This is a genomic window from Candidatus Omnitrophota bacterium, from assembly GCA_030688425.1.
Lineage (GTDB): Bacteria > Omnitrophota > Gorgyraeia > Zapsychrales > JANLHA01 > JAUYIB01.
Genome location: JAUYIB010000018.1, coordinates 31,705 through 50,611, shown reverse-complemented (window position 1 = coordinate 50,611; position 18,907 = coordinate 31,705). Strand labels below are relative to the sequence as shown.

Sequence of the window (18,907 nt, the reverse complement as noted above, 5' to 3'; positions counted from 1 at the left end):
CTTCCAAGGAGACATAACTCATTTGCATGAACCCGTTCACTTCGTTCAGGGCGGTTTGCCCAGAGGGGCAAACCATTTAAACGATTCGGACCCCCTCACTGCTTCAATATCACCAGGACCTCTTCGACCTGGGATGCCGTGACCGCCGGTTTGACCAGGCAGTCCAGCATGGTGTTGTCCGGGCTCAGGTCCACGGAAACAACCTCGCCGACCAGCAGTCCCTCGGGGAACGAGGCGCTCAGCTTGGACGTGACCACCTGGTCCCCCACGGTCACGCCGGCCTCGGGGGAAAGATAACGCATGCGGCACAACCCCTGGAGCGTGCCGGACACCAGCCCCACTTCGCGGGAATGTTCGGACAGGGCCACGACGCTGAAGCTCGGGTCGGTGAGCAGGATCACCTTGCTCCGGTGATCCCCGGTTTCGGCGATCTTGCCGACAACGCCGGCGGCATTCACGACCGGCATCCCCACGTCCACACCGTCGTCCTTCCCCTTGTCGATGATCAGCGTCGCGCTCCAGTTGGACGGATCCCGGCCGATGACGCTGGCGGCGGTGGCGGAATAGACCACCTTTCGCTTGAAATCCAGAAGCCGCGCCAGGCGCTGGTTCTCGCGCATCGTTTCTTCCGTCCCGATCAGGCGGGCGTGGAGCACCTGGTACTCTTTTCTAAGCCTCATGTAATCGTTGTGCGTCTTGTGATAAAGGATGAGCTTTTTCATTTCCTTGAACGGGAACGTGACGATCCGGATCGGCAGAGACAGGACGTTGACAACCTGGAATTTGAGGGGGGCGAAGACACTGGAACGGACAAAAATCAGGTAGAGCGCGGCGGTGAGGATCAGGAGACTGACAACGATTTTTTTGTTTCGTCTTGTCACACGTTGAGAGGAACGGGGTTGTTCGTTTTTAGAATTGGGCCGGGGGGAGAAGACTAAAACCCCGCCTCTTGCTGCGCAAGACCGGCGGGGTTAATTCCTGCCTGCCGGCAGGCAGGCGCCCAACAAACTTATGTCGCCTGAGGCTCCATAGGGACTCATTAACCCCGCATGATTTGCTGACGCAAATCAAATCTGCGGGGCTAATTCCGGCATTGACTTGCGTTCACTTCGTTCCGCAAGTCAAGCCGTCATTAGAAATCCAACTTGGTCGGAACGATGAGGCGTCTTCTCAACCGGGGCGGCATGTTCAGGGTTTGGCCCGTCCCCAGCACAACGGCCGTCAGGGGATCGTCGGCGATGTGCACCGGAAGTCCCGTCTCTTCGGCGATACGTTTGTCCATCCCCCGAAGGAGGGACCCTCCGCCGGCCATAACGATCCCGCGGTCGATCAGGTCCGCGGACAATTCCGGCGGCGTGTTCTCCAGCGTAGCCTTCGAGGCGTCCACGATGGCCTGGACCGGATCATGAAGAGCTTCCCGGACCTCTTCCGAAGTGATGGTGATGGTCTTGGGAAGCCCGGCGATCAAATCGCGTCCGCGGACGTCCATGGTCAATTCTTCTTCCAGGGGATAGGCGGACCCGATGCGGATCTTGATCTCCTCGGCGGTCCGTTCCCCGATCAAAAGATTATAGGTCTTGCGCAGGTATTCCATGATGGCCATGTCCATCTCGTCCCCGGCGATGCGGATAGACTTGGAGTAAACCAGTCCGCCCAGGGAGATGACGGCGAACTCGGTGGTCCCGCCGCCGATATCGATGATCATGTTGCCCGCGGCCTCTTCGACCGGCAGCCCCACCCCGACGGCCGCGGCCTTGGGCTCCTCGATCAGGTCCACGGACCGGGCGCCGGCGCGCTCGGCGGAGTCCTTGACCGCGCGCTTTTCCACTTCCGTGATCCCCGAGGGGATCGCGATCACCATCGCCGGCCGGACCAGCACGCGGCGGCGGTGCACCTTCCTGATGAAATACTTGAGCATGGCCTCGGTGATCTCAAAATCCGAAATGACGCCGTCCTTCATGGGACGGATGGCCACGATGTTTCCGGGTGTGCGGCCGAGCATCTTTTTGGCCTCGTCCCCCACCGCGACCACACGGTTGGTCTCTTTTTCGATCGCGACAACCGACGGCTCGCAAAGGACAACGCCCTCACCCTTGACATACACCAGGGTGGTCGCCGTCCCGAGGTCGATCCCGATATCATTGGAGAAAAGTCCGAGGACGTAGTTCACGGCGCTTTTGATAAACCGGACGATTTGCTGGATCATGGATTCCCCTTCGTTTGGGGTTTCAAAAACCCGCGTTAGGTGGTGTCCGCCTGAAATTCAAAAAAGAAAGCCCGCGCGCTGGCGCGAAACTCGGTAAATGCTTGCCGTTGAATAAGAAACATCTTACATGAACGAAAAATCACTGTCAACGTTTATTCAGGATTTTTCCTTGTTTTGCCCTCGAGACTTTGGCGCCCAGGGCCCGGATGTCCCTCACAAATCCTGGATAGGATTTACGGACACAGTCGATATCGCGGATTTTTGTCCCGATCTTAAGTCCCAGCACGCTGAAGGCCATGGCCAACCGGTGGTCCTGATGAGGGTCCAGCAGGACCCCGGACCGGTAACCCGGCCGAGGATTGATGATCAGCTCTGTCTGCGTCTCCCTCACGTCCGCCCCGGTCTTGAGCAGCTCAGAGCGCAAATCGCTGATCCGGTCGGACTCCTTGACCCGTGCGTGGCGGATGTCGCAGAGCCTTGTCGTCCCGCGGGCGAACAGCGCCAGCACCGCCATGACCGGGACCAGATCCGGGCAGTCTTTCAATGAAAAACGGCCGCCCTTCAATGCAAAGGGGCCGCGGATCAACAGGGCGTTCTTCGTTCTCCGGAAACGGACGCCCATGCGCCGGAGAAACCCCAGGATCCGCCCGTCGGCCTGCACGAGCGCGTCGTCAAAATGTCCGGTCAAAACGGCCGCCGACGGGACAAGGGCGCAGGCGGCCAGCAGAAACGCGGCCAGCCCGTAATCCGACGGGACCGTGAAATGACCGAGCCCGCGGTAAACCTGGCGGCCGGGGATAAAGAAAAGTCTTTCTCCGCGGCGGGTCATCCTGATCCCGGCCCGCCGCAGGACCTGAAGCGTCATCGCGACATAATCCGAGGACACAAGCTGGCGGCCTTTGAGAGCGAGGACTGAATCGTCTTCCAGCAAAGGGCAGGTCATCAAGAGAGATGAAACGAATTGCGAACTGACAGACGCATCCAGGGCGATGCGCCCTCCCCGGATCGCGCCCCCGGAAATCCGAATCGGGACGCTTTCCCCGGGGCCCGTGCCGCGGACATGGACGCCCATGGAGCGCAAGGCTTGCAGGAGATGGCGGTTGGGCCGGCCCTTGAGCGTGCCCTCACCGGTCACGCGGACCTTCGATCCTCTCAGGGCCGCCAATGGAAGGACCAGCCTTAAAACAGTGCCGGATTCCTTGACGTTGATGCCGGCAAGATGCGGACGCCCGCCGGCGGAAAGCCGCCACGCCCCGGGTCCCGGGCGGGAAATTTTTACGCCCAGGGACCGGGCGGCGCCGAGCGCGACTTTGGCGTCATCGCAATCCGAAGGGAAACGGAGAACCGAAACTCCTCCGCAGGCCGCGGCCAAAAACGCGCGGATGGAATAGGACTTCGAGGCCGGCAAACGCACGCGGCCCTTGAGGGAAGAAACAGGCTGGACCTTCAGGATCATTGCTTGATGACGACCTGGTCGTTCTTGCTGACCTGCTGACCGGTCAAAGGCGGGATGAAATCCGCTGCGGACATCTCGGGCAGAACGCGGGACACTTTGACGTCGCCCAGGTAACTGTTATCGCGGTAAACCGAGAGGACGGCGCCGGCCGCGATGCCGTCGCGTTCTCCGAGACTGGAGATGATAAACCCTGTTTCCGCGTCCACGCTGATCACCTTGCCGGCATTCTGTTCGGAGGGGTTCACGATGATTTTCTCAAGCTCCACGTTCTCCTTCGGAAGCCGGGCAGGTTTGAGTGTCCCTTCTTCGGGCCGGGCCGGCTCCGGACCCGCGGATTCCGCAGGGGATCCCGCGTCCGGCAGGACAGCCGCAGGCAAAATATCCGGCGCCGCCTGCCTGAGGGTGTTGATCTGATCATTCAACTGATCGCTGCTCTTCTCCAGCTCCTGATTCCGGGCCTGCGCCGCGTCGAGCCGGGACTTGAGAATTCCGACCTCCTCTTTGGCTTTTTCAATTTCCGCGCTCAATTTGTTCTTGGCCTCCTGCGCGATCTTCTTCTCTGCCTCCAGAGCGTCGGTCAGGGCCTTGTTCTCCTTCTTGATCTCTTCCTTGACCCCTTCCACCAGCTCCAGCTCCTGCTGAAGATCATCGATCTTGGTCTCGAATTCCTTTTCTTTTTCCTGAAGGAGAAAAACCTGTTTTTTGGCCTCTTTCATTTCCCCTTCCAGCTTGGCCTTCTCATCCTGCAGGGCCGTCAGCTGGGTCTCTTTGGCTTTCCGCAATTCCACTTCCTGCAGAAAGAAAAACACCGAAATGGCGGTCAGGGAGATGAGCAGGATGGCTATGACAAAAAGAAAGATGGTCAAGGCCTTGCCGGAGTTGTTCATACTTTTTTCTCCTCTTTCTTTCCCCCTCGGGGGTTGAGATGATAATGAAAATTTTTAAAAAACAGGACAATATCAAAGGGCCGAAATTCTTCCAGCCCCATGAGTTTATCATTTTAAAATGTCAGTAATTTAATTATACGGCAAAGCTGAATCAAGTAAAGGCGAAATCTTAATTTTAATGAGCGCGCGACTTATGAAGCCCCACAGGGACGAACGTAAGTCGCTGTACGAATTAATGAGGCCCAAACTTATGGAGCCGTAGACGACATAAGTTTGCTGGCCGAAGCCATTTGACTTCATTCAGGGTGGTTTGGCCCAGAAAGGCCAAACCATCGCGGGCCCCGCAGCCCTGATTTGCGCCAGCAAATCAGGCGGGGTCAATATCTCCGTTAAAGCAACAAAACGTAATTGGATTAAAGATTGATGAAGACTTTGCGGAACTCGGAAGGCATGGGAGAAAAAAATTCGATGTCCCTCTCCGTCCGGGGATGGACCAGGCCGATCCCCTGGGCATGCAGGGCCAGCCGGGGGAAATGGTCGCCCTTGCCGTATTTGTCGTCCCCGAGGATCGGGTGGCCCAGGTGGGCCATGTGCACGCGCAGCTGGTGCGTGCGGCCGCTTTCCGGGAACAGGGCGACCAGGGTCTTGCCCGCCCCGCGCCGGATGACGCGGTACACCGTCTTCGCTTCGCGGGCGTTCTCCTCGTAGGAAACGGTTTTTTTGTCGAAATGGACCGGGTGCCGCCCCACCGGGGCGTCCACAACGCCTTCGTCATAGTTGATCTCGCCGTGGACCACGGCGGCATAACGCTTGCGGATGGTGTGCGTTTCGAATTGTCCGGCGAGGTGCGCGTGGGTCTGGTTGTCTTTCGCGACCAGGATCAGCCCCGACGTTTCCCGGTCGAGCCGGTGGACGATCCCGGGCCGGAAAGATTCGTTGGCGTCCGACAGGTTTTGGCAGCGGAATAAAAGGGCGTTGACCAGCGTCCCGGTCTGGACACCCGGCGCGGGGTGGACGAGCATCCCCACGGGCTTGTTGATGACCAGCAGGCAGTCGTCCTCATAAAAGACATCCAGCGGGATCTCTTCGGGCTCAATGTTCTCGAACCCGCCTTCCGTGTCCGGCAGATCCGCGATGATCTTCTCGCCGGGGGAAATCTTGTAATGCGCCTTCACCTTTTTGCCGTTGACCGTGACCCGTCCCCCGTCAATCAGGTTTTTGACGTATGTCCGGGACGGGACATCCGCCAATATCCTGGCAAGGTAACTGTCGAGGCGCTGCGAGGCGTCTTCGGGACCGACGGTAATATTCTGGACAGGCATGGCAACGGGTCCTTGCGGGATTAACGATTGGCCGGGAACGGTCACGCCTTTTTCTGCGGGCGGGATTTGCGCAAAACCAGCCAGGCCGCGAGCCCTGCGGCGAAGATCGCCAGGCTGAAGACCTGATAAACGCTCAACCCGACGGCTTCGACCATCAGGTGCTCGTGGTCTCCGCGGAAAAACTCGTTGATGAATCTCTGCAGGCCGGCCAGGGCCATGTAAAGGGCGAAAACCTCGCCGCGGACCTGCGACCGTTTCTGGGAAAACCGCAGGATCAAAAAAACCAAAAACAATTCCGCGGTGTCGTAGAGCTGGGTGGGCTGGAGCCGCGCGCCGTGCACCGGGAAATAGATCCCCCAGGACGCCGGCCGGCCATAACAACAGCCGTTTAAAAAACATCCGATGCGGCCGATGGCGTGGCCGAGCGCGATGTACGGGGCCATCAGGTCCAGCATGAACAGGATCGGCAGTTTCTGCCGACGGACATACCACGCCCCGGCAGCCGCGGCCGCGAGAAAACCGCCCTGGAACGACAGGCCGCCGCTCTGCACCATCAGGATCTCCAGCGGCCGTCCGGAAAACTGCTCCCAATGGAGAACGACGTAAAGGATCCGCGCGCCGGCGATCCCGGACAGGACCAGCCAGAACATGAGATCATAAATGGTTTCGGAGGGGATGCCGTGCTTGCGGGCGTCCCGGCTCAACAGCCAGGCGCACGTCAGGGCGGCGACGGCCAGCATCAGTCCGTAGGAGAACAACGACACAGGACCGATTTTGAGGAGGATCGGATGCATGCTGAATGCCTACTTCGCCTTGAGCGGGATGAAATTGAAAGCGATGATGACCGCGCCGATGGTGATCGCCGTGTCCGCGATATTGAACACCGGCCACACGCGGAAGTCGATAAAATCGATCACGTACCCGTACAGGATGCGGTCCACCAGGTTCCCCATGGCCCCGCCGAGGATCAGCGAAAAGCCCAGGATGTACGTCCGGCTCAGTTTTTCATTGTTGCATTTGAAATAATAGATGTTGTAGCCGAGCAGGATGATGGCGATCACGGGGATAATGATGAACACAAAGCCCTGGTTCTTGAAAAGACCGAAGGCGATGCCCGTGTTGTGGATCAGGGTCATGTGAAAAACGTTGCGGATCACCGGCAGGGATTCCCCTTCCAGAAGGAGCCCCATGAACAGGGCCTTGGTCAGCCGGTCCAGAACAATGACCACGGTCACGGTCAGCAGGGACAGGACGATGTCCATCCGGGAACGGTCAAACCCGCGGAGCCAGGCCGCCGCCGGTTCCAAGACCCGGGGGAAACGGCTGGGGGATGTCGATTCTCTCATCATGGAAGGATTCTGCCGACGGTGTCGGGACAAAGGGAACACCCCAGGGCCTTGCGGGCCGCCTGGGGAGAGACTGTTGTCGCATGACAAAAGGACAACAAACGATTAACGGGGTGTTTTCTTCTCCAGCTCTTCCTGGCATTTCAGGCACGTCTCGGTGTAGGGAATCGCCTTCAACCGGATCAGCGGAATCGGTTTTTGGCAATGCCGGCAGGCGCCGAACGTGTTGTCGTCCACGCGCTTGAGCGCGGACTGAAGTTTGAAAAGAAGCTCGCGGTCGTTGGAGGCCAGTCCGAGACTGAATTCCCGGTCATACATGTCCGTGGCCACGTCCGCCATGTGCAGGGCATGGCCGGAAACGTCGCTGTTGTCCTTGTCCGTTCCACTGCGGACCTGGGACATGTTCTTGATGTCATGCAGGATGTCTTCCTTCATCTTCTGAAGCTGTTTACGGAAATCGTCCATCTGCTTCTTGTCCAACTTCTTGTTGTTTTCTGGCATGCCTTGAGTCTCCTGTAATAACGTCTTCCCAACCAAGCTCAACCCTTGACTGTGTCCTGCGCAGGAATCCGGCGGACAACCTCGGCGCACTCGCCGCACAGGCCCGCGTGTTCCTGGTCCTTGCCCACGTCCGTCCGGTACTTCCAGCAACGGCCGCATTTTTCGCCGTCGGCCGCCCCGATCTCGATGTGCGTTTTCGGGAACGCGTCGCCGGTCCCGGCCTCCACCGTGCCGGCCTTGCGGATCTCCACCCGGGACACGATGAAAACCGCGGCAAGATCTTTCTCAAGAGCCTTCAAATATCCGTAATCACGCTCGCTCGCCGACGTCAAGACCACCTTGGCCTCCAGCGACCCGCCGATGTCTCCGGCGCGGCGCTTGTCGTCCAGGGCCTTCATGACGTGCGGCCTCAGTTCCAGGAGCAAGCCGAACTTCTCTTCGATCTGCGGGTCCGCCCATTCGCCGCGGCCGGCCAGCCATTCCAGCAGATGAACGCTGGCAACGGCGCGAAGTCCCCGGTCCTTGGGCATGACCTCAAAAATCTCTTCGGAAGTGAACGTCAAAATGGGAGCCGAAACCCGCAGCAGATAATTCACGATGTGGTAAAGAACGGTCTGTGCGCTGCGTCTTTCCAGCGATTGAGCGGATGAAGTATACAGCCGATCTTTTAGGATGTCAAGGTAAAAGCTGGACAGATCGTCGTTGCAAAACGCGTAAATCCCCTTGTACGCCTTGGCGAATTCATAGCCGTTGTACGCGCGTTGCACCGTCGACAACGCCAAGTTCAGCCGGTTCAGCGCCCACTTGTCGATGTCCAATAACCGGGCGTGCGGGACCTCGTCCCGCTCAGGGTCGTAATCGTAGAGATTGCCCAGCAGATACCGGAACGTATTGCGGATTTTCCGGTAGGCGTCGATCAGCCGGTCCAGGATCTCCTTGGACAGGCGGATGTCGTCGTTGTAATTGCTCGACGCGACCCAGAGCCGCAGGATCTCGGCCCCGCTGTTCTTCATCACGTCCAAAGGCGAGATCACGTTGCCGAGTGACTTGGACATCTTGCGCCCTTCCCCATCCACGACAAAGCCGTGCGTGAGGACTTCCCTGTAAGGAGCGCGCCCGTCCATCGCCGCGGCAGGGATCAGGGACGACTGGAACCACCCCCGGTGCTGGTCCGAACCCTCCAGATACATCTGGGCCGGCGGGTTCTGGCCCATCATCGGCGACAGGACCGCGCGGTGGCTCACCCCGGAATCGAACCAGACGTCGAGGATGTCGCGGGCCGTGTCAAAATCATTTTTGCCGCAATGCGGGCATTTTTGAACAACCTTCAGGATCTCTGCTTTAAAATGGGGGTCAAACCACGCGCCGCTGCCCTCTTTTTTGACAATTTCCGCAAACTTCTCTATCACGTCCGGGAACAGGCTCTCCTCACCGCACGATTTGCAGATCAACGACGGGATCGGCACGCCCCAGTGCCGCTGGCGCGAAAGGCACCAGTCCGGGCGGCCGGCGATCATCCCGAGGATCCGTTCCATCCCCGCGTCCGGAATCCAGCGGACCTGGTTCTTGATGATGTCCTGCAGTTTTTCGCGCAGGCCGTTGTGGTCCACTTTTAAAAACCACTGTTTGGTCGCGCGGAAAATCACCGGTTTTTTGCAGCGCCAGCAGTGAGGATACGAATGGCTGATATTTTCGGACGCGAACAGGATGCCTCTGGCCTTCAAGTCCGCGATGATGTTCTCATTGGCCTTGAACACGTGCTGTCCGGCGAAACTCCCGGCGTCCTTGGTGAAAACGCCCCGGCTGTCCACCGGCATCAGGACGTCGAGCTTGTGTTGAACGCCGGCGGCGAAGTCTTCCTGGCCGTGCCCAGGCGCCGTGTGCACCAGCCCGGTGCCGTCTTCTTTCGTGACATAATCCACGGTGATGACGCGGCAGTTGTCCTTGAGGCCGAACGGGTGAACATAGGTCAGCTCCTGCAGGGCCTTGCCTGAAATCCCGGCATAATTTTTCCCGGACGCTCCGGCCTTTCCCAAAACTCGGTCCCGCAACGAACTTTCGATGACCAGATATTCCCCGGACAACTCAACAACCATGTATTCATAATTCGGATGAACGGCAACGGCGACGTTCGCCAGCAGGGTCCACGGCGTCGTTGTCCAGACCAGCAAATAAACCGGTTTAGAAAATTGATGGCCCCAGGCCTTCTCCGGATTATTCACCTTAAATTTGACATAAACCGACGGTGATGTGTGATTTTCGTATTCCACCTCGGCTTCGGCGAGTGCGGTCTCGCAGTCGAAGCACCAGTTGACCGGCTTCAGGCCCCGATAAACGTACTCTTCGCGGGTCAAGCGGGCGAGAGAGTCCAGGATCCAGTATTCGTATTCCGGGGCGAGCGTCAGGTAGGGGTTGTCCCAATCGCCGAACACGCCGAGCCGCTTGAACTGGTCGCGCTGAATGCCGACGTATTTCATGGCATAGGCGTGGGCGTCCTTGCGGAATTGGGGGCCGTCCACGTCCGACTTGCGCTTCTTCTGCTCTTTCAAAAGCTGGTGTTCGATCGGCAGGCCGTGGCAGTCCCAGCCGGGGACATACCAGCTGTCGAACCCCTGCATGGTCTTCATCTTGACGATCATGTCCTTGAGGATCTTGTTCAGGGCGTGGCCGATGTGGATGTTGCCGTTGGCGTAGGGCGGTCCGTCGTGAAGGGTGTACTGGGGCTTGCCCTTCGACTTCTCGCGGATCCTGGTCCAGAGTCCCTCCTTCACCCATTTCTCGAGGATCAGGGGCTCTTTTTGGGCCAGTCCCGCTTTCATCGCGAAAGCGGTCTGCGGCAGATTGACGGTTTTTTGGTAATCCATTTGGTGAGCGTACAGCGTGGAGCGTAAAGCGCAGAGCGAGTTTCTATCCGCTATACGCTATCCGCTACTTTAAATATTTCCCGATCAAAAGGTCCAGTTCCTTCTTCTTGTCTTCCGGCATCAACTGCCTGTTGGTCACGATGGAATATTTCATGGCGCCCTGGGCGCTGAACTGTGCCAGGCGGCCGATCTTCGGGACCGCCGCGCGCAGGATCTTTTTCGCGTTCTCCACGTTCTTGCCGAGACAATCGAGGATCATCTCCACCGTCACCGACTCGTGCGCAGGATGCCAGCAGTCGTAGTCGGTCACGGCCGCCAGCGTCGCGTAGGAAATCTCCGCCTCGCGCGCGAGCTTGGCCTCGGTCACGTTGGTCATGCCGATGATGTCCAGCCCCCAGGCCCGGTAAAGCCGGGACTCCGCCAGCGTCGAGAACTGCGGGCCCTCGATATTGATGTACGTTCCGCCGTCAAGCGCCGTGATGTTCAATTCCTTGGCCGTTTCCACCAGGGCCTGCCGGATCTCCGGGGCCACCGGTTGGGCCATGGGCACGTGGGCCACGATCCCGTTCCCGAAAAAGGTGTCCAGGCGCTTGCCTTTGGTCCAATCCACGAACTGGTCCGGCACCACAAAATCCATCGGCTTGATCTCTTCTTTCAAGCTGCCGCAGGCCGACACCGACACGATCGCTTCCACGCCCAGTTTCTTCATGGAAAAAATATTGGCGCGGTAATTGATCTCGCTGGGGGATATCCGGTGCCCCTTGCCGTGGCGGGGCAGGAACACCACGTCCACGCCGTCGATCCGGCCCGCGATCAGGTTGCAGGACGGCTGGCCGAACGGCGTCATCAGGGACAGCTCCTCCACCCGCTCCAGACCTTCCATCTGATACAAACCGCTGCCGCCGATAATACCGACCTTGGCCATAGGACACCTCCAATGAGTGTCTGTACTTGCTTCTCTAAATTTAATCAATGAAGCCATCGCGGCCTAGCGATTGGCATGGGATACCTTTAATTTATTTCTTCGCCAATTTTCTGGCTCTGTCCCGCGCGGCTGTCAGCGCTTCCTGAAAAATCCCGCCGATCCGGTGTTTCATGAAAACATCCGTCGCGGCCTGGGTGGTGCCGCCCTTGGACGTGACTCTGGCCCTCAGGGCGGACGGATCGTCCTTCTGCCCCGCCAGAAGATGAGCGCTGCCCAAAAGCGTCGACGTCACCAGTTTTTCACTGACCCGCGCGTCAAGGCCCAGCGACAGCGCGGCATCGCGCAAGATCTCCGCGAACAAAAAGACATACGCCGGGCCGCTGCCGGACACGGCGGTGACGGCGTCCATTCCCTTTTCGCCGATGACAACGGTCTCTCCCACGCGGCTAAAAATCTTCAAAGTTTTCGCGACATCCGCTTTCGAAGCCCGGCGTCCCCCGGCCACGGCCGTGACGCCCTCGCCGATCATGGCCGGCATGTTGGGCATGGTGCGGACGACGCGGCTCCCGGGCCCGAGCCGGCGCTCCAGATACGCGGTCGTGATACCGGCGGCGATCGAGATCACCAATTTCTTGTCGGCTCCCGCCTGTTTCATGGCGGACAGAACGCCCTCGATGTCCTGCGGCTTGACCGCGACGATGATCGCGTCCGAAACCTTGACGAGTTCCGGCAGGTCTTTGAAAACGGTCTTAAATTTTCTCTTCAACGACGCGCGGCGGCCGGCGTCCTGCTCGCAGACCACGACCTTAAACGCCCCGCGGATCCGGCCCGCGATCGCCGCCCCCATGTTCCCCCCACCGATGATGCCGATCGTCTTCATTCTTTCTCCCCTAAACAAAAATTTTATGACTCATTCTCCAAATATCGCCGTGCCGATGCGGACCATGTTCGATCCTTCTTGGATGGCGATTTCGAAATCCTGGCTCATCCCCATGGACAGGTGCTGCATCCGGACCTTGGGATTGCCTTTAAAAAGCTCATCGACCTGGTCGCGGACCAGCCGCAGGTCGCGGAACGTCTGGCGGACAACGCTTTTGTCTTCCGTCAGCGGGGCCATGGTCATCAGACCCAAAATTTGGATGCGCTTGAGCTTGACCAGCTCATCCATCAGTTTCAAAGCGTCGGCCTTGGCCACGCCGGACTTCTGGGCTTCACCCGACGTGTTGATCTGGACCAAAATATTGACCGTTTCTTTATTCAACCGTTCGGCCTGGCGGTCGATCTCGTGGGCCAGCGGCAGGCTGTCCACCGACTGGATCACGTCGAAAAACGGAACGGCCAGCTTCGCCTTGTTGGACTGCAAATGGCCGATGAGGTGCTTGGTGTATTTCAGGCGAGCCTGGTCCAGAAGAGCAAATTTCCCCTGCGCGTCCTGAACCCGGTTCTCCCCCAGGTCCGTGATCCCGCAGGACACGGCTTCCTTCATCTTGTCAACGGTCGTGTACTTTGTAACCCCAATGACCGTAATCTCTTTGGGGTCTCGATTGGCCTTCCGGCAGATCTCGGCGATCCTGCCTCGCAACTGGGAAATCCGGTCCTGAATCATCTCTCCCGTCCTCCAAACATAAAAATACGTGAAACATAAACTAACACAAAAGCCCTGGAGCGTCAAGGGACGACCCTTCGGGTTGCCTCCGTCATCCTTTTCCCGGAGCGCCCGGGCCGGAGAGAGGGTCCCTCTCTTTCAAAAGCAACAGAAGAAAAAGCAGGATGAGAAAATCCAGGCCGAAGACGATGCCCTCTTTCCAGATCAAAAGATCTTTCGAGACCAGGCCTTCTTCAATCAACTCCAGGGCCACCGCGACCACCGGCAGGTAAAACAGGCACTGCTTTTCCTGCGTGATCCAAAAATACTTCCATTGGAACAACTCCTGGATGCGCAAACTGCGGAGCGTTGAAAACCTCGGCAAAAACCTCGGGACGCGGCGAAAGTAGTCCGCGTAAGCGTCCCCGAACATCTCCAGCAAATAATCCTCTTCCTTGCCCACCTGGATGCGGAACCGCAGATAAAAAGCGCCGATAAAAATCCCCAGACACCAGAACGGGAACCCGATCAGCATCAGCCCCGAACCGATCAGCAGGGTCCCAAGATACATCGGATTGCGCGTAACGGCATACGGCCCTCCCTGGACCAGCGCTTTGCTGTCACGGGAATGGACCTTTTTATACCCCCGGGCCGCCATCCGGAAGAAGATCCCCAAAAGGAGGATAAAAAATCCGAACAAATCCAGGAATTCACTCACCCCTTCACTCTGAAGGAACAGGCGGGGGAACTTCAAGATCAGGAACCCGAGGACAACCAGCGTTGAGGTAATGACCAGGGCGTCGATCTTGATCCGGATTTTGTCGTTATCCCGCTCAATCATTTTCCAATCCCTTCTCTATATCTCCAGCCGGACGAAAACCGGCAGATGATCGGAACCGATGTCCCGCTGAACCCGGTATTCCTTCACCGGAATGTCCCGGCTGACCAGAACATGATCCAGCGGCACGCGAAGGAGCCCCGGCCAAAACGACGGCCAGGAAAAATGAACGCCTTTCCCTTCGGCGGCGTCTCTCAGGTCCCGGCCTTTGGCAACGGCAAACGCGAAGCACCACGGCGCCGCGTTCAGGTCCCCGACAACGATCTTCGCCCGGGGATCCAGGTCCAGTTCCTCCCTCAAAAGCCGGATCTGCTCGTTGCGCATCCGCCAGTACTCCGGGCCCACCGGAGGAAGCGGATGCGTCGCCCAGAGCGTGTATTCCTTCCCCTCCCGCGAGAATTCTCCCCGGAACGACGGGACCTGGGCCTCTCCCAGGGACCACATCTCCAGGTTCTGTAAAGGGATTTTGGAAAACAGCGCCAGGCCGAAATTGTCCTGCCGGATGCTGACCTTCCCGAACGGATACCCGCGCAGATCGCGCCGCAGCGCCTCGTCCCACGGTTCGTTGATCTCGCTCAAAACAAGGACATCCGGATCTTTGTCGCGGACAAGCCCCAGGACCTGGCTGAATTTCTTGTTGTAAAAATTGACGTTGATATACAGAACGGACAAAGAGCGGTCCGGAACGCCGCCGGACGGATTCCCCCGAGGAACATACGGCAGGAGCGGAACGCCGAACACGGCGATGAGCAAAACCGTCATGGCCGCGCGTCCCCATTTCTTTCTCAGCGCCATGAGCGCCGCGAAGACCGCGAGAAGGATCAACTGCTGGACGCGGAAATGGCTGAAGATGTCCAAAAACCAGTGCCACCGGCCGAACAGTCCCAGGAACAGCGTGATCCCGCCGTAAAGGAACAGGCGGTCGACAAAAGTTGTTTTAAAAATCATGGATGAAAAATCCGCTCTGTTGATCTTTGCCCCGGCCCTTTCCTGCGACTCAAGGCCCCACCTGATGCTCCCGGATCACGCGGATGAATTCCTCCGCGTAGGCCTCCAGCTTCTTCGCGCCCACACCGTAAATATTCGCGAAGCCCTCCCGGGTGACAGGCCTCTGCTGGCTCAGCTCGATAAGGGTCTTGTCCGAGAAAATGATATACGGCGGGACGTTCTGCGCGTCGGCCAGCTCCTTGCGCCGGCGGCGCAACCGCTCAAAAAGCTGCCCGTCGTATTCCTCCACGGCGTCCTTGCGCGCCTTCGCGGGCCGCGAAGACCGCGTGTTTTCCTCCGGCGGAGGAAATCCCAGGATCTTGCCCTTGTGCTTGAGAACGTCCATGCCGAACGAAGAAATTTTCAACACCCCGTAAATGTCGTCGGACTTGAGGACCAGCTTCTGCTGGACCATCTGCCGCAGCAGAAACTGCCATTGCCGCGCGGAGAATTCTTTGCCGACCCCGAACACGTCGGTCTCGTTGTGCTCGTACTGCAGGACTTTCTCGTTCTCACTGCCGGTCAGCACATTGATCACATGCCCCGCGCCGAACCGCTGGCCCGTGCGCAGGACCACCGCCAGGAATTTCATGGCCGCGAGCGTCATGTCGAACGTCGGCGTGCGGGGATTCACGCATCTGTCGCACAGCCCGCAGTTGTCTTTCTCGGCGCGCTCGCCGAAATATTCCAGCAGGGGTCTTCGACGGCAGTCCTCGGACTCGGCGAAGCTGATCATGGCGTTCAGGTGCATCTGGGCCGATCGCTTTTCGTCCTCGTCGCTCTTCTGCTCGATCAGATATTTGATCTTGTGGATGTCCCCGTACCCGAACAACAGCAGGCAGTGCGAGGGCAGGCCGTCCCGTCCCGCGCGCCCGGTCTCCTGGTAATACGACTCGATGTTGCGCGGCATGTCGTAGTGGATGACAAAACGCACGTTGGGCTTGTTGATGCCCATGCCGAAGGCGATCGTGGCCACCATCACCTGCACGTCGTCGCGGATGAACATCTCCTGGTTGCGCCGGCGCTCGTCGTCGGGAAGCCCGGCGTGGTAAGGCAGGGCCGTGAACCCGCTGCGCTGCAGCTGGACGGCCAGGGTCTCCACCTGCTGGCGGGAAAAGCAGTAAATGATCCCGCTCTGCTCCCGGAACCGGCCCAAAAAATCCAGGGTCTGCGCCAGGGGATTGATCTTGGGAATGATCTCGTAAAACAGGTTGGTCCGGTTGAAACTGCCGGTGAAAATCCGAGGATCGCGCAGTTCCAGATTGCGCACGATGTCCTGCCGCACCCGCTCGGTCGCGGTGGCGGTCATGGCCAGCCACACGGCCTCGGGGAACCGGGGCCGCAGATGGGACAACTGCCGGTACTCGGGCCGGAAATCGTGCCCCCATTCGGAGATGCAGTGCGCCTCGTCCACGGCGAACAGGTCCACGGCCACAGAGGACAGCATCTCCAGGACGTCGTCCTTCACCAGGGTTTCCGGCGCCATGAAAAGAATCTTCGTTGTCCCATCTCTGACGGATTCGGCGTTCCAGCGGTATTCATCCCAGGACAGGGAACTGTTGAGCACCCCGGCCGCGACGCCGAGGTCCTTCAACTGCGAGACCTGGTCCTGCATGAGGGAAATGAGCGGAGAAACAACCACGGTCAGCCCGTCAAAGGCCAGCGCGGGGAGCTGATAGCACAGCGATTTCCCGCCGCCGGTCGGCATAAGCAAAAGGGCGTCTCTCTTCTCTAATATAGAGAAGATACAGTCCTCCTGCAGGGGGCGGAACGAATCAAAACCGAAAACGGATTTGAGGATGGAACGCGGAGACTGGTTAACGTGCGTGGGCATGTCGATTATTGTAATGCCGCAAGGAGCAGGAAACAAGAACCAATTGGGGATCCCCCGGCTTCCCGAAAAAATACCGCCTTATTCCGGCGGCCGGCGGCCTTCCCAGCGGACTTCCGGCTTCGACGGCGACGGCGTCCCCGGACGGCCGATCCGCTCCAGCAGGCGGGTAACGTCCCCGTCCTGCGGCGCGAGCGCCCGGGCCTTGCGCAGCATTTTCTCCGCGCGGGGCAAATCATTTTGCATGAAATACAGATTACCCAAATTTTTGTAAGCGATCACCGAGTCGGGGAACATCCGGATCATGGTCTCGAATTCCCGGATCGCCCCCTCCTTGTCGCCCTTAAGGGCATACACGCTGGCCAGGCTGTTGCGGCAAAACACGTCATACGGGTCTTCCCTCAGTCCCGACCGCAAAAAAGTGATGGCCTCGCCCGATTTTCCCTGCATGATGTAAAGATTGCCCAGATTGCAGTACGCGTTCGTCAGCTTGGGATCGTAATAAAGGCTTTTTCTGTAATATTCCTCGGCCTCGGCGAAACGCCGGTCCCGCGCGAAAAAATAACCGGCCTTGAAATACGCCCGGGCATACGGCGGCTCCAGGCCGGCCGCTGTTTCATACGCGCGCCGCGCCTCCGGGAGGCGATTCTGCTCCTCATAAATCGTGCCCAGGTGAACATAGTTGTACGAGTGCTCCGGGGCGAGCCGGAAGCCCAAATGCAGGACCCGCAGGGCCCGGTCGTACTGTTTGTTCTTGATGTAATACTCCGACAGCAAGTGAATGGCGCGAAGTTTGCGGGGAGACTTGACGAGATTGTCCTGCAGGAGCCGTTCGACGTCCGACCAGACAAAAACCCGGGCCATGCTCAGCATGCAGAAAAAGGCGATCGCTCCGGCCACGGCCCTGAGCGCGTTGCGCGGCGGCGCGACGGTAAACGCGATCGACGGAAGAAACAGGGCGAAACCCACCGTCGCCAGATACGCGTAATGCTCAAAGATCATGTCCCGCCCGACCCAGGAGCAGACCGCAAACTCCACGGACAAGGTGATAAAAAACCACCAGATAGCGTACGCCGCCGGACGCGACCGGGAAAACAACCGCACGGCCGCAAGCATACAGCCGGCCAGCACGATCACCGACCAGACGACGGACGGCTCTCCCAGGCCATGAACAAACGGATAGTCATAGTCAACGTTCTGGTTCACCGGGAACACCATGAGCCGCAGGTAGGTGTTCAGGACGTTGATCTCGGTGAGGACGTTCGTGAGCGCCAGCCCGGAGGCCAGGACCTGAGGCCGCAGACGCAGCAGCGCGGAATCCGTTTCCAGACTCAACAAAAGCGGCACCGCCAGGACCAGCGCCCAGAACGGGAGCAGACGGACGATCCGGGCCCTGGTCTGTCCCGGCCCGCCGGAAAAGAAAAAGAATTCATACAGCGTCAGCGCCAGCGGCAGGGTCACGATCATCTCCTTGCTGACAATGCCCAGCGCCAGAGACACCAGGGCCGCGAAAAACCATATCCGACGGCCGGGTTCCATCCTGGCCTTCACATAACCGATGAGCGTCAGCAGATAAAACATCGCCGCGAGCGAAGTCGAGCGCTGGACCACGTAGGCCACGGTCTGCGTGACAAGAGGGTGACACAGGAAGATGATCGAAGCGAGCGAAGCGATCGTTGTCCCGTGCTCGGCGGAAGGGGTCCCGCGGACGCGGGGCGTGCGGAACGTCAACGCGGCGAACGCGTAGACCAAAAGGGCATTGACGAGATGAACGGCAATATTGACCGCGTGATAACCGGCGGGGTTGTCCCGGCCTGCGGCGTAGTTGAGGGCAAAGGTGATGCCGGGCAGAAGACGCGTGTTAAAGGCGCGCCAGAGGAATTCCAGGTTCCCAAGGTCCTTGATGGCCGGGGAATGGAGGAACAGCGTATCGTCGAGCAGGAACCCGGCTTTCAGGAGCGGCGCGTAGAGCAAGACACCGCCCCCCAGAACGAACCAGAAGATCAGGGGAATGCCCGGCCCCGGCAGGCGGGGCGGGACGGATTTCCTGGTTTTTCGGGCATCGGGGGTTCGCACGCCGAGAAAGGCCTGTCATTTCATCCGTCTTCGCCGGAAACCACGGGCTATAACTATACCCGGGGAGAAAGACGAAAAATGAA

The 18,907-nt window shown here is 58.9% G+C and carries 16 protein-coding genes; all 16 read right to left on the bottom strand.

Translation table 11 applies throughout. The features are described 5' to 3' along the window. Positions 1–95: 95 nt before the first annotated feature. Positions 96–881 (bottom strand): rod shape-determining protein MreC, encoded by a 786-nt coding sequence (gene mreC, locus Q8Q08_07080; protein MDP2653779.1) that lies wholly within the window; start codon positions 879–881, stop codon positions 96–98. A 251-nt stretch (positions 882–1,132) separates the two neighbouring features. Next, positions 1,133–2,206, bottom strand: a complete 1,074-nt coding sequence (locus Q8Q08_07075; GenBank protein MDP2653778.1) for a rod shape-determining protein — start codon at positions 2,204–2,206, stop codon at positions 1,133–1,135. 145 nt (positions 2,207–2,351) lie between these two features. Further along, on the bottom strand, positions 2,352–3,662 hold the full coding sequence (aroA, locus tag Q8Q08_07070) for a 3-phosphoshikimate 1-carboxyvinyltransferase (protein MDP2653777.1): 1,311 nt from the start codon (positions 3,660–3,662) through the stop codon (positions 2,352–2,354). Next, complete coding sequence (locus tag Q8Q08_07065; protein MDP2653776.1) at positions 3,659–4,549, bottom strand: hypothetical protein; 891 nt, start codon at positions 4,547–4,549, stop codon at positions 3,659–3,661. The genes aroA and Q8Q08_07065 overlap by 4 nt, the downstream gene beginning before the upstream one ends. 413 nt (positions 4,550–4,962) lie before the next feature. After that, a complete protein-coding gene (locus Q8Q08_07060; GenBank protein ID MDP2653775.1) occupies positions 4,963–5,871 on the bottom strand; it encodes an RluA family pseudouridine synthase in 909 nt (302 codons plus the stop codon). 41 nt (positions 5,872–5,912) lie between these two features. Then, positions 5,913–6,665, bottom strand: a complete 753-nt coding sequence (gene lgt / locus Q8Q08_07055) for a prolipoprotein diacylglyceryl transferase (GenBank protein ID MDP2653774.1) — start codon at positions 6,663–6,665, stop codon at positions 5,913–5,915. A gap of 9 nt (positions 6,666–6,674) precedes the next feature. Then, positions 6,675–7,220 (bottom strand): signal peptidase II, encoded by a 546-nt coding sequence (gene lspA / locus Q8Q08_07050; protein ID MDP2653773.1) that lies wholly within the window; start codon positions 7,218–7,220, stop codon positions 6,675–6,677. A 102-nt stretch (positions 7,221–7,322) separates the two neighbouring features. Further along, positions 7,323–7,718 carry a TraR/DksA family transcriptional regulator gene (locus Q8Q08_07045; protein MDP2653772.1) on the bottom strand — a complete coding sequence of 132 codons (396 nt, stop codon included), beginning with the start codon at positions 7,716–7,718 and terminating at the stop codon, positions 7,323–7,325. Positions 7,719–7,756: 38 nt separating this feature from the next. Then, on the bottom strand, positions 7,757–10,582 hold the full coding sequence (gene ileS / locus Q8Q08_07040) for an isoleucine--tRNA ligase (GenBank protein ID MDP2653771.1): 2,826 nt from the start codon (positions 10,580–10,582) through the stop codon (positions 7,757–7,759). A 64-nt stretch (positions 10,583–10,646) separates the two neighbouring features. Next, positions 10,647–11,507 carry an S-methyl-5'-thioadenosine phosphorylase gene (gene mtnP, locus Q8Q08_07035; protein ID MDP2653770.1) on the bottom strand — a complete coding sequence of 287 codons (861 nt, stop codon included), beginning with the start codon at positions 11,505–11,507 and terminating at the stop codon, positions 10,647–10,649. Between the two features lie 91 nt (positions 11,508–11,598). Next, entirely contained in the window at positions 11,599–12,387 is a 789-nt protein-coding gene (gene proC, locus Q8Q08_07030) for a pyrroline-5-carboxylate reductase (GenBank protein ID MDP2653769.1), read from the bottom strand. A 30-nt stretch (positions 12,388–12,417) separates the two neighbouring features. Continuing rightward, the gene (locus Q8Q08_07025) at positions 12,418–13,113 is read right to left on the bottom strand and encodes a YggS family pyridoxal phosphate-dependent enzyme (GenBank protein MDP2653768.1); all 696 of its coding nucleotides are present in this window, start codon (positions 13,111–13,113) and stop codon (positions 12,418–12,420) included. A gap of 91 nt (positions 13,114–13,204) precedes the next feature. Further along, positions 13,205–13,933 (bottom strand): isoprenylcysteine carboxylmethyltransferase family protein, encoded by a 729-nt coding sequence (locus tag Q8Q08_07020; protein ID MDP2653767.1) that lies wholly within the window; start codon positions 13,931–13,933, stop codon positions 13,205–13,207. 15 nt (positions 13,934–13,948) lie between these two features. Beyond that, positions 13,949–14,878 carry an endonuclease/exonuclease/phosphatase family protein gene (locus Q8Q08_07015; protein ID MDP2653766.1) on the bottom strand — a complete coding sequence of 310 codons (930 nt, stop codon included), beginning with the start codon at positions 14,876–14,878 and terminating at the stop codon, positions 13,949–13,951. Between the two features lie 49 nt (positions 14,879–14,927). Further along, a complete protein-coding gene (gene recQ, locus Q8Q08_07010) occupies positions 14,928–16,751 on the bottom strand; it encodes a DNA helicase RecQ (protein MDP2653765.1) in 1,824 nt (607 codons plus the stop codon). Between the two features lie 78 nt (positions 16,752–16,829). Next, positions 16,830–18,824, bottom strand: a complete 1,995-nt coding sequence (locus tag Q8Q08_07005; protein ID MDP2653764.1) for a tetratricopeptide repeat protein — start codon at positions 18,822–18,824, stop codon at positions 16,830–16,832. Between the last annotated feature and the right edge of the window lie 83 nt (positions 18,825–18,907).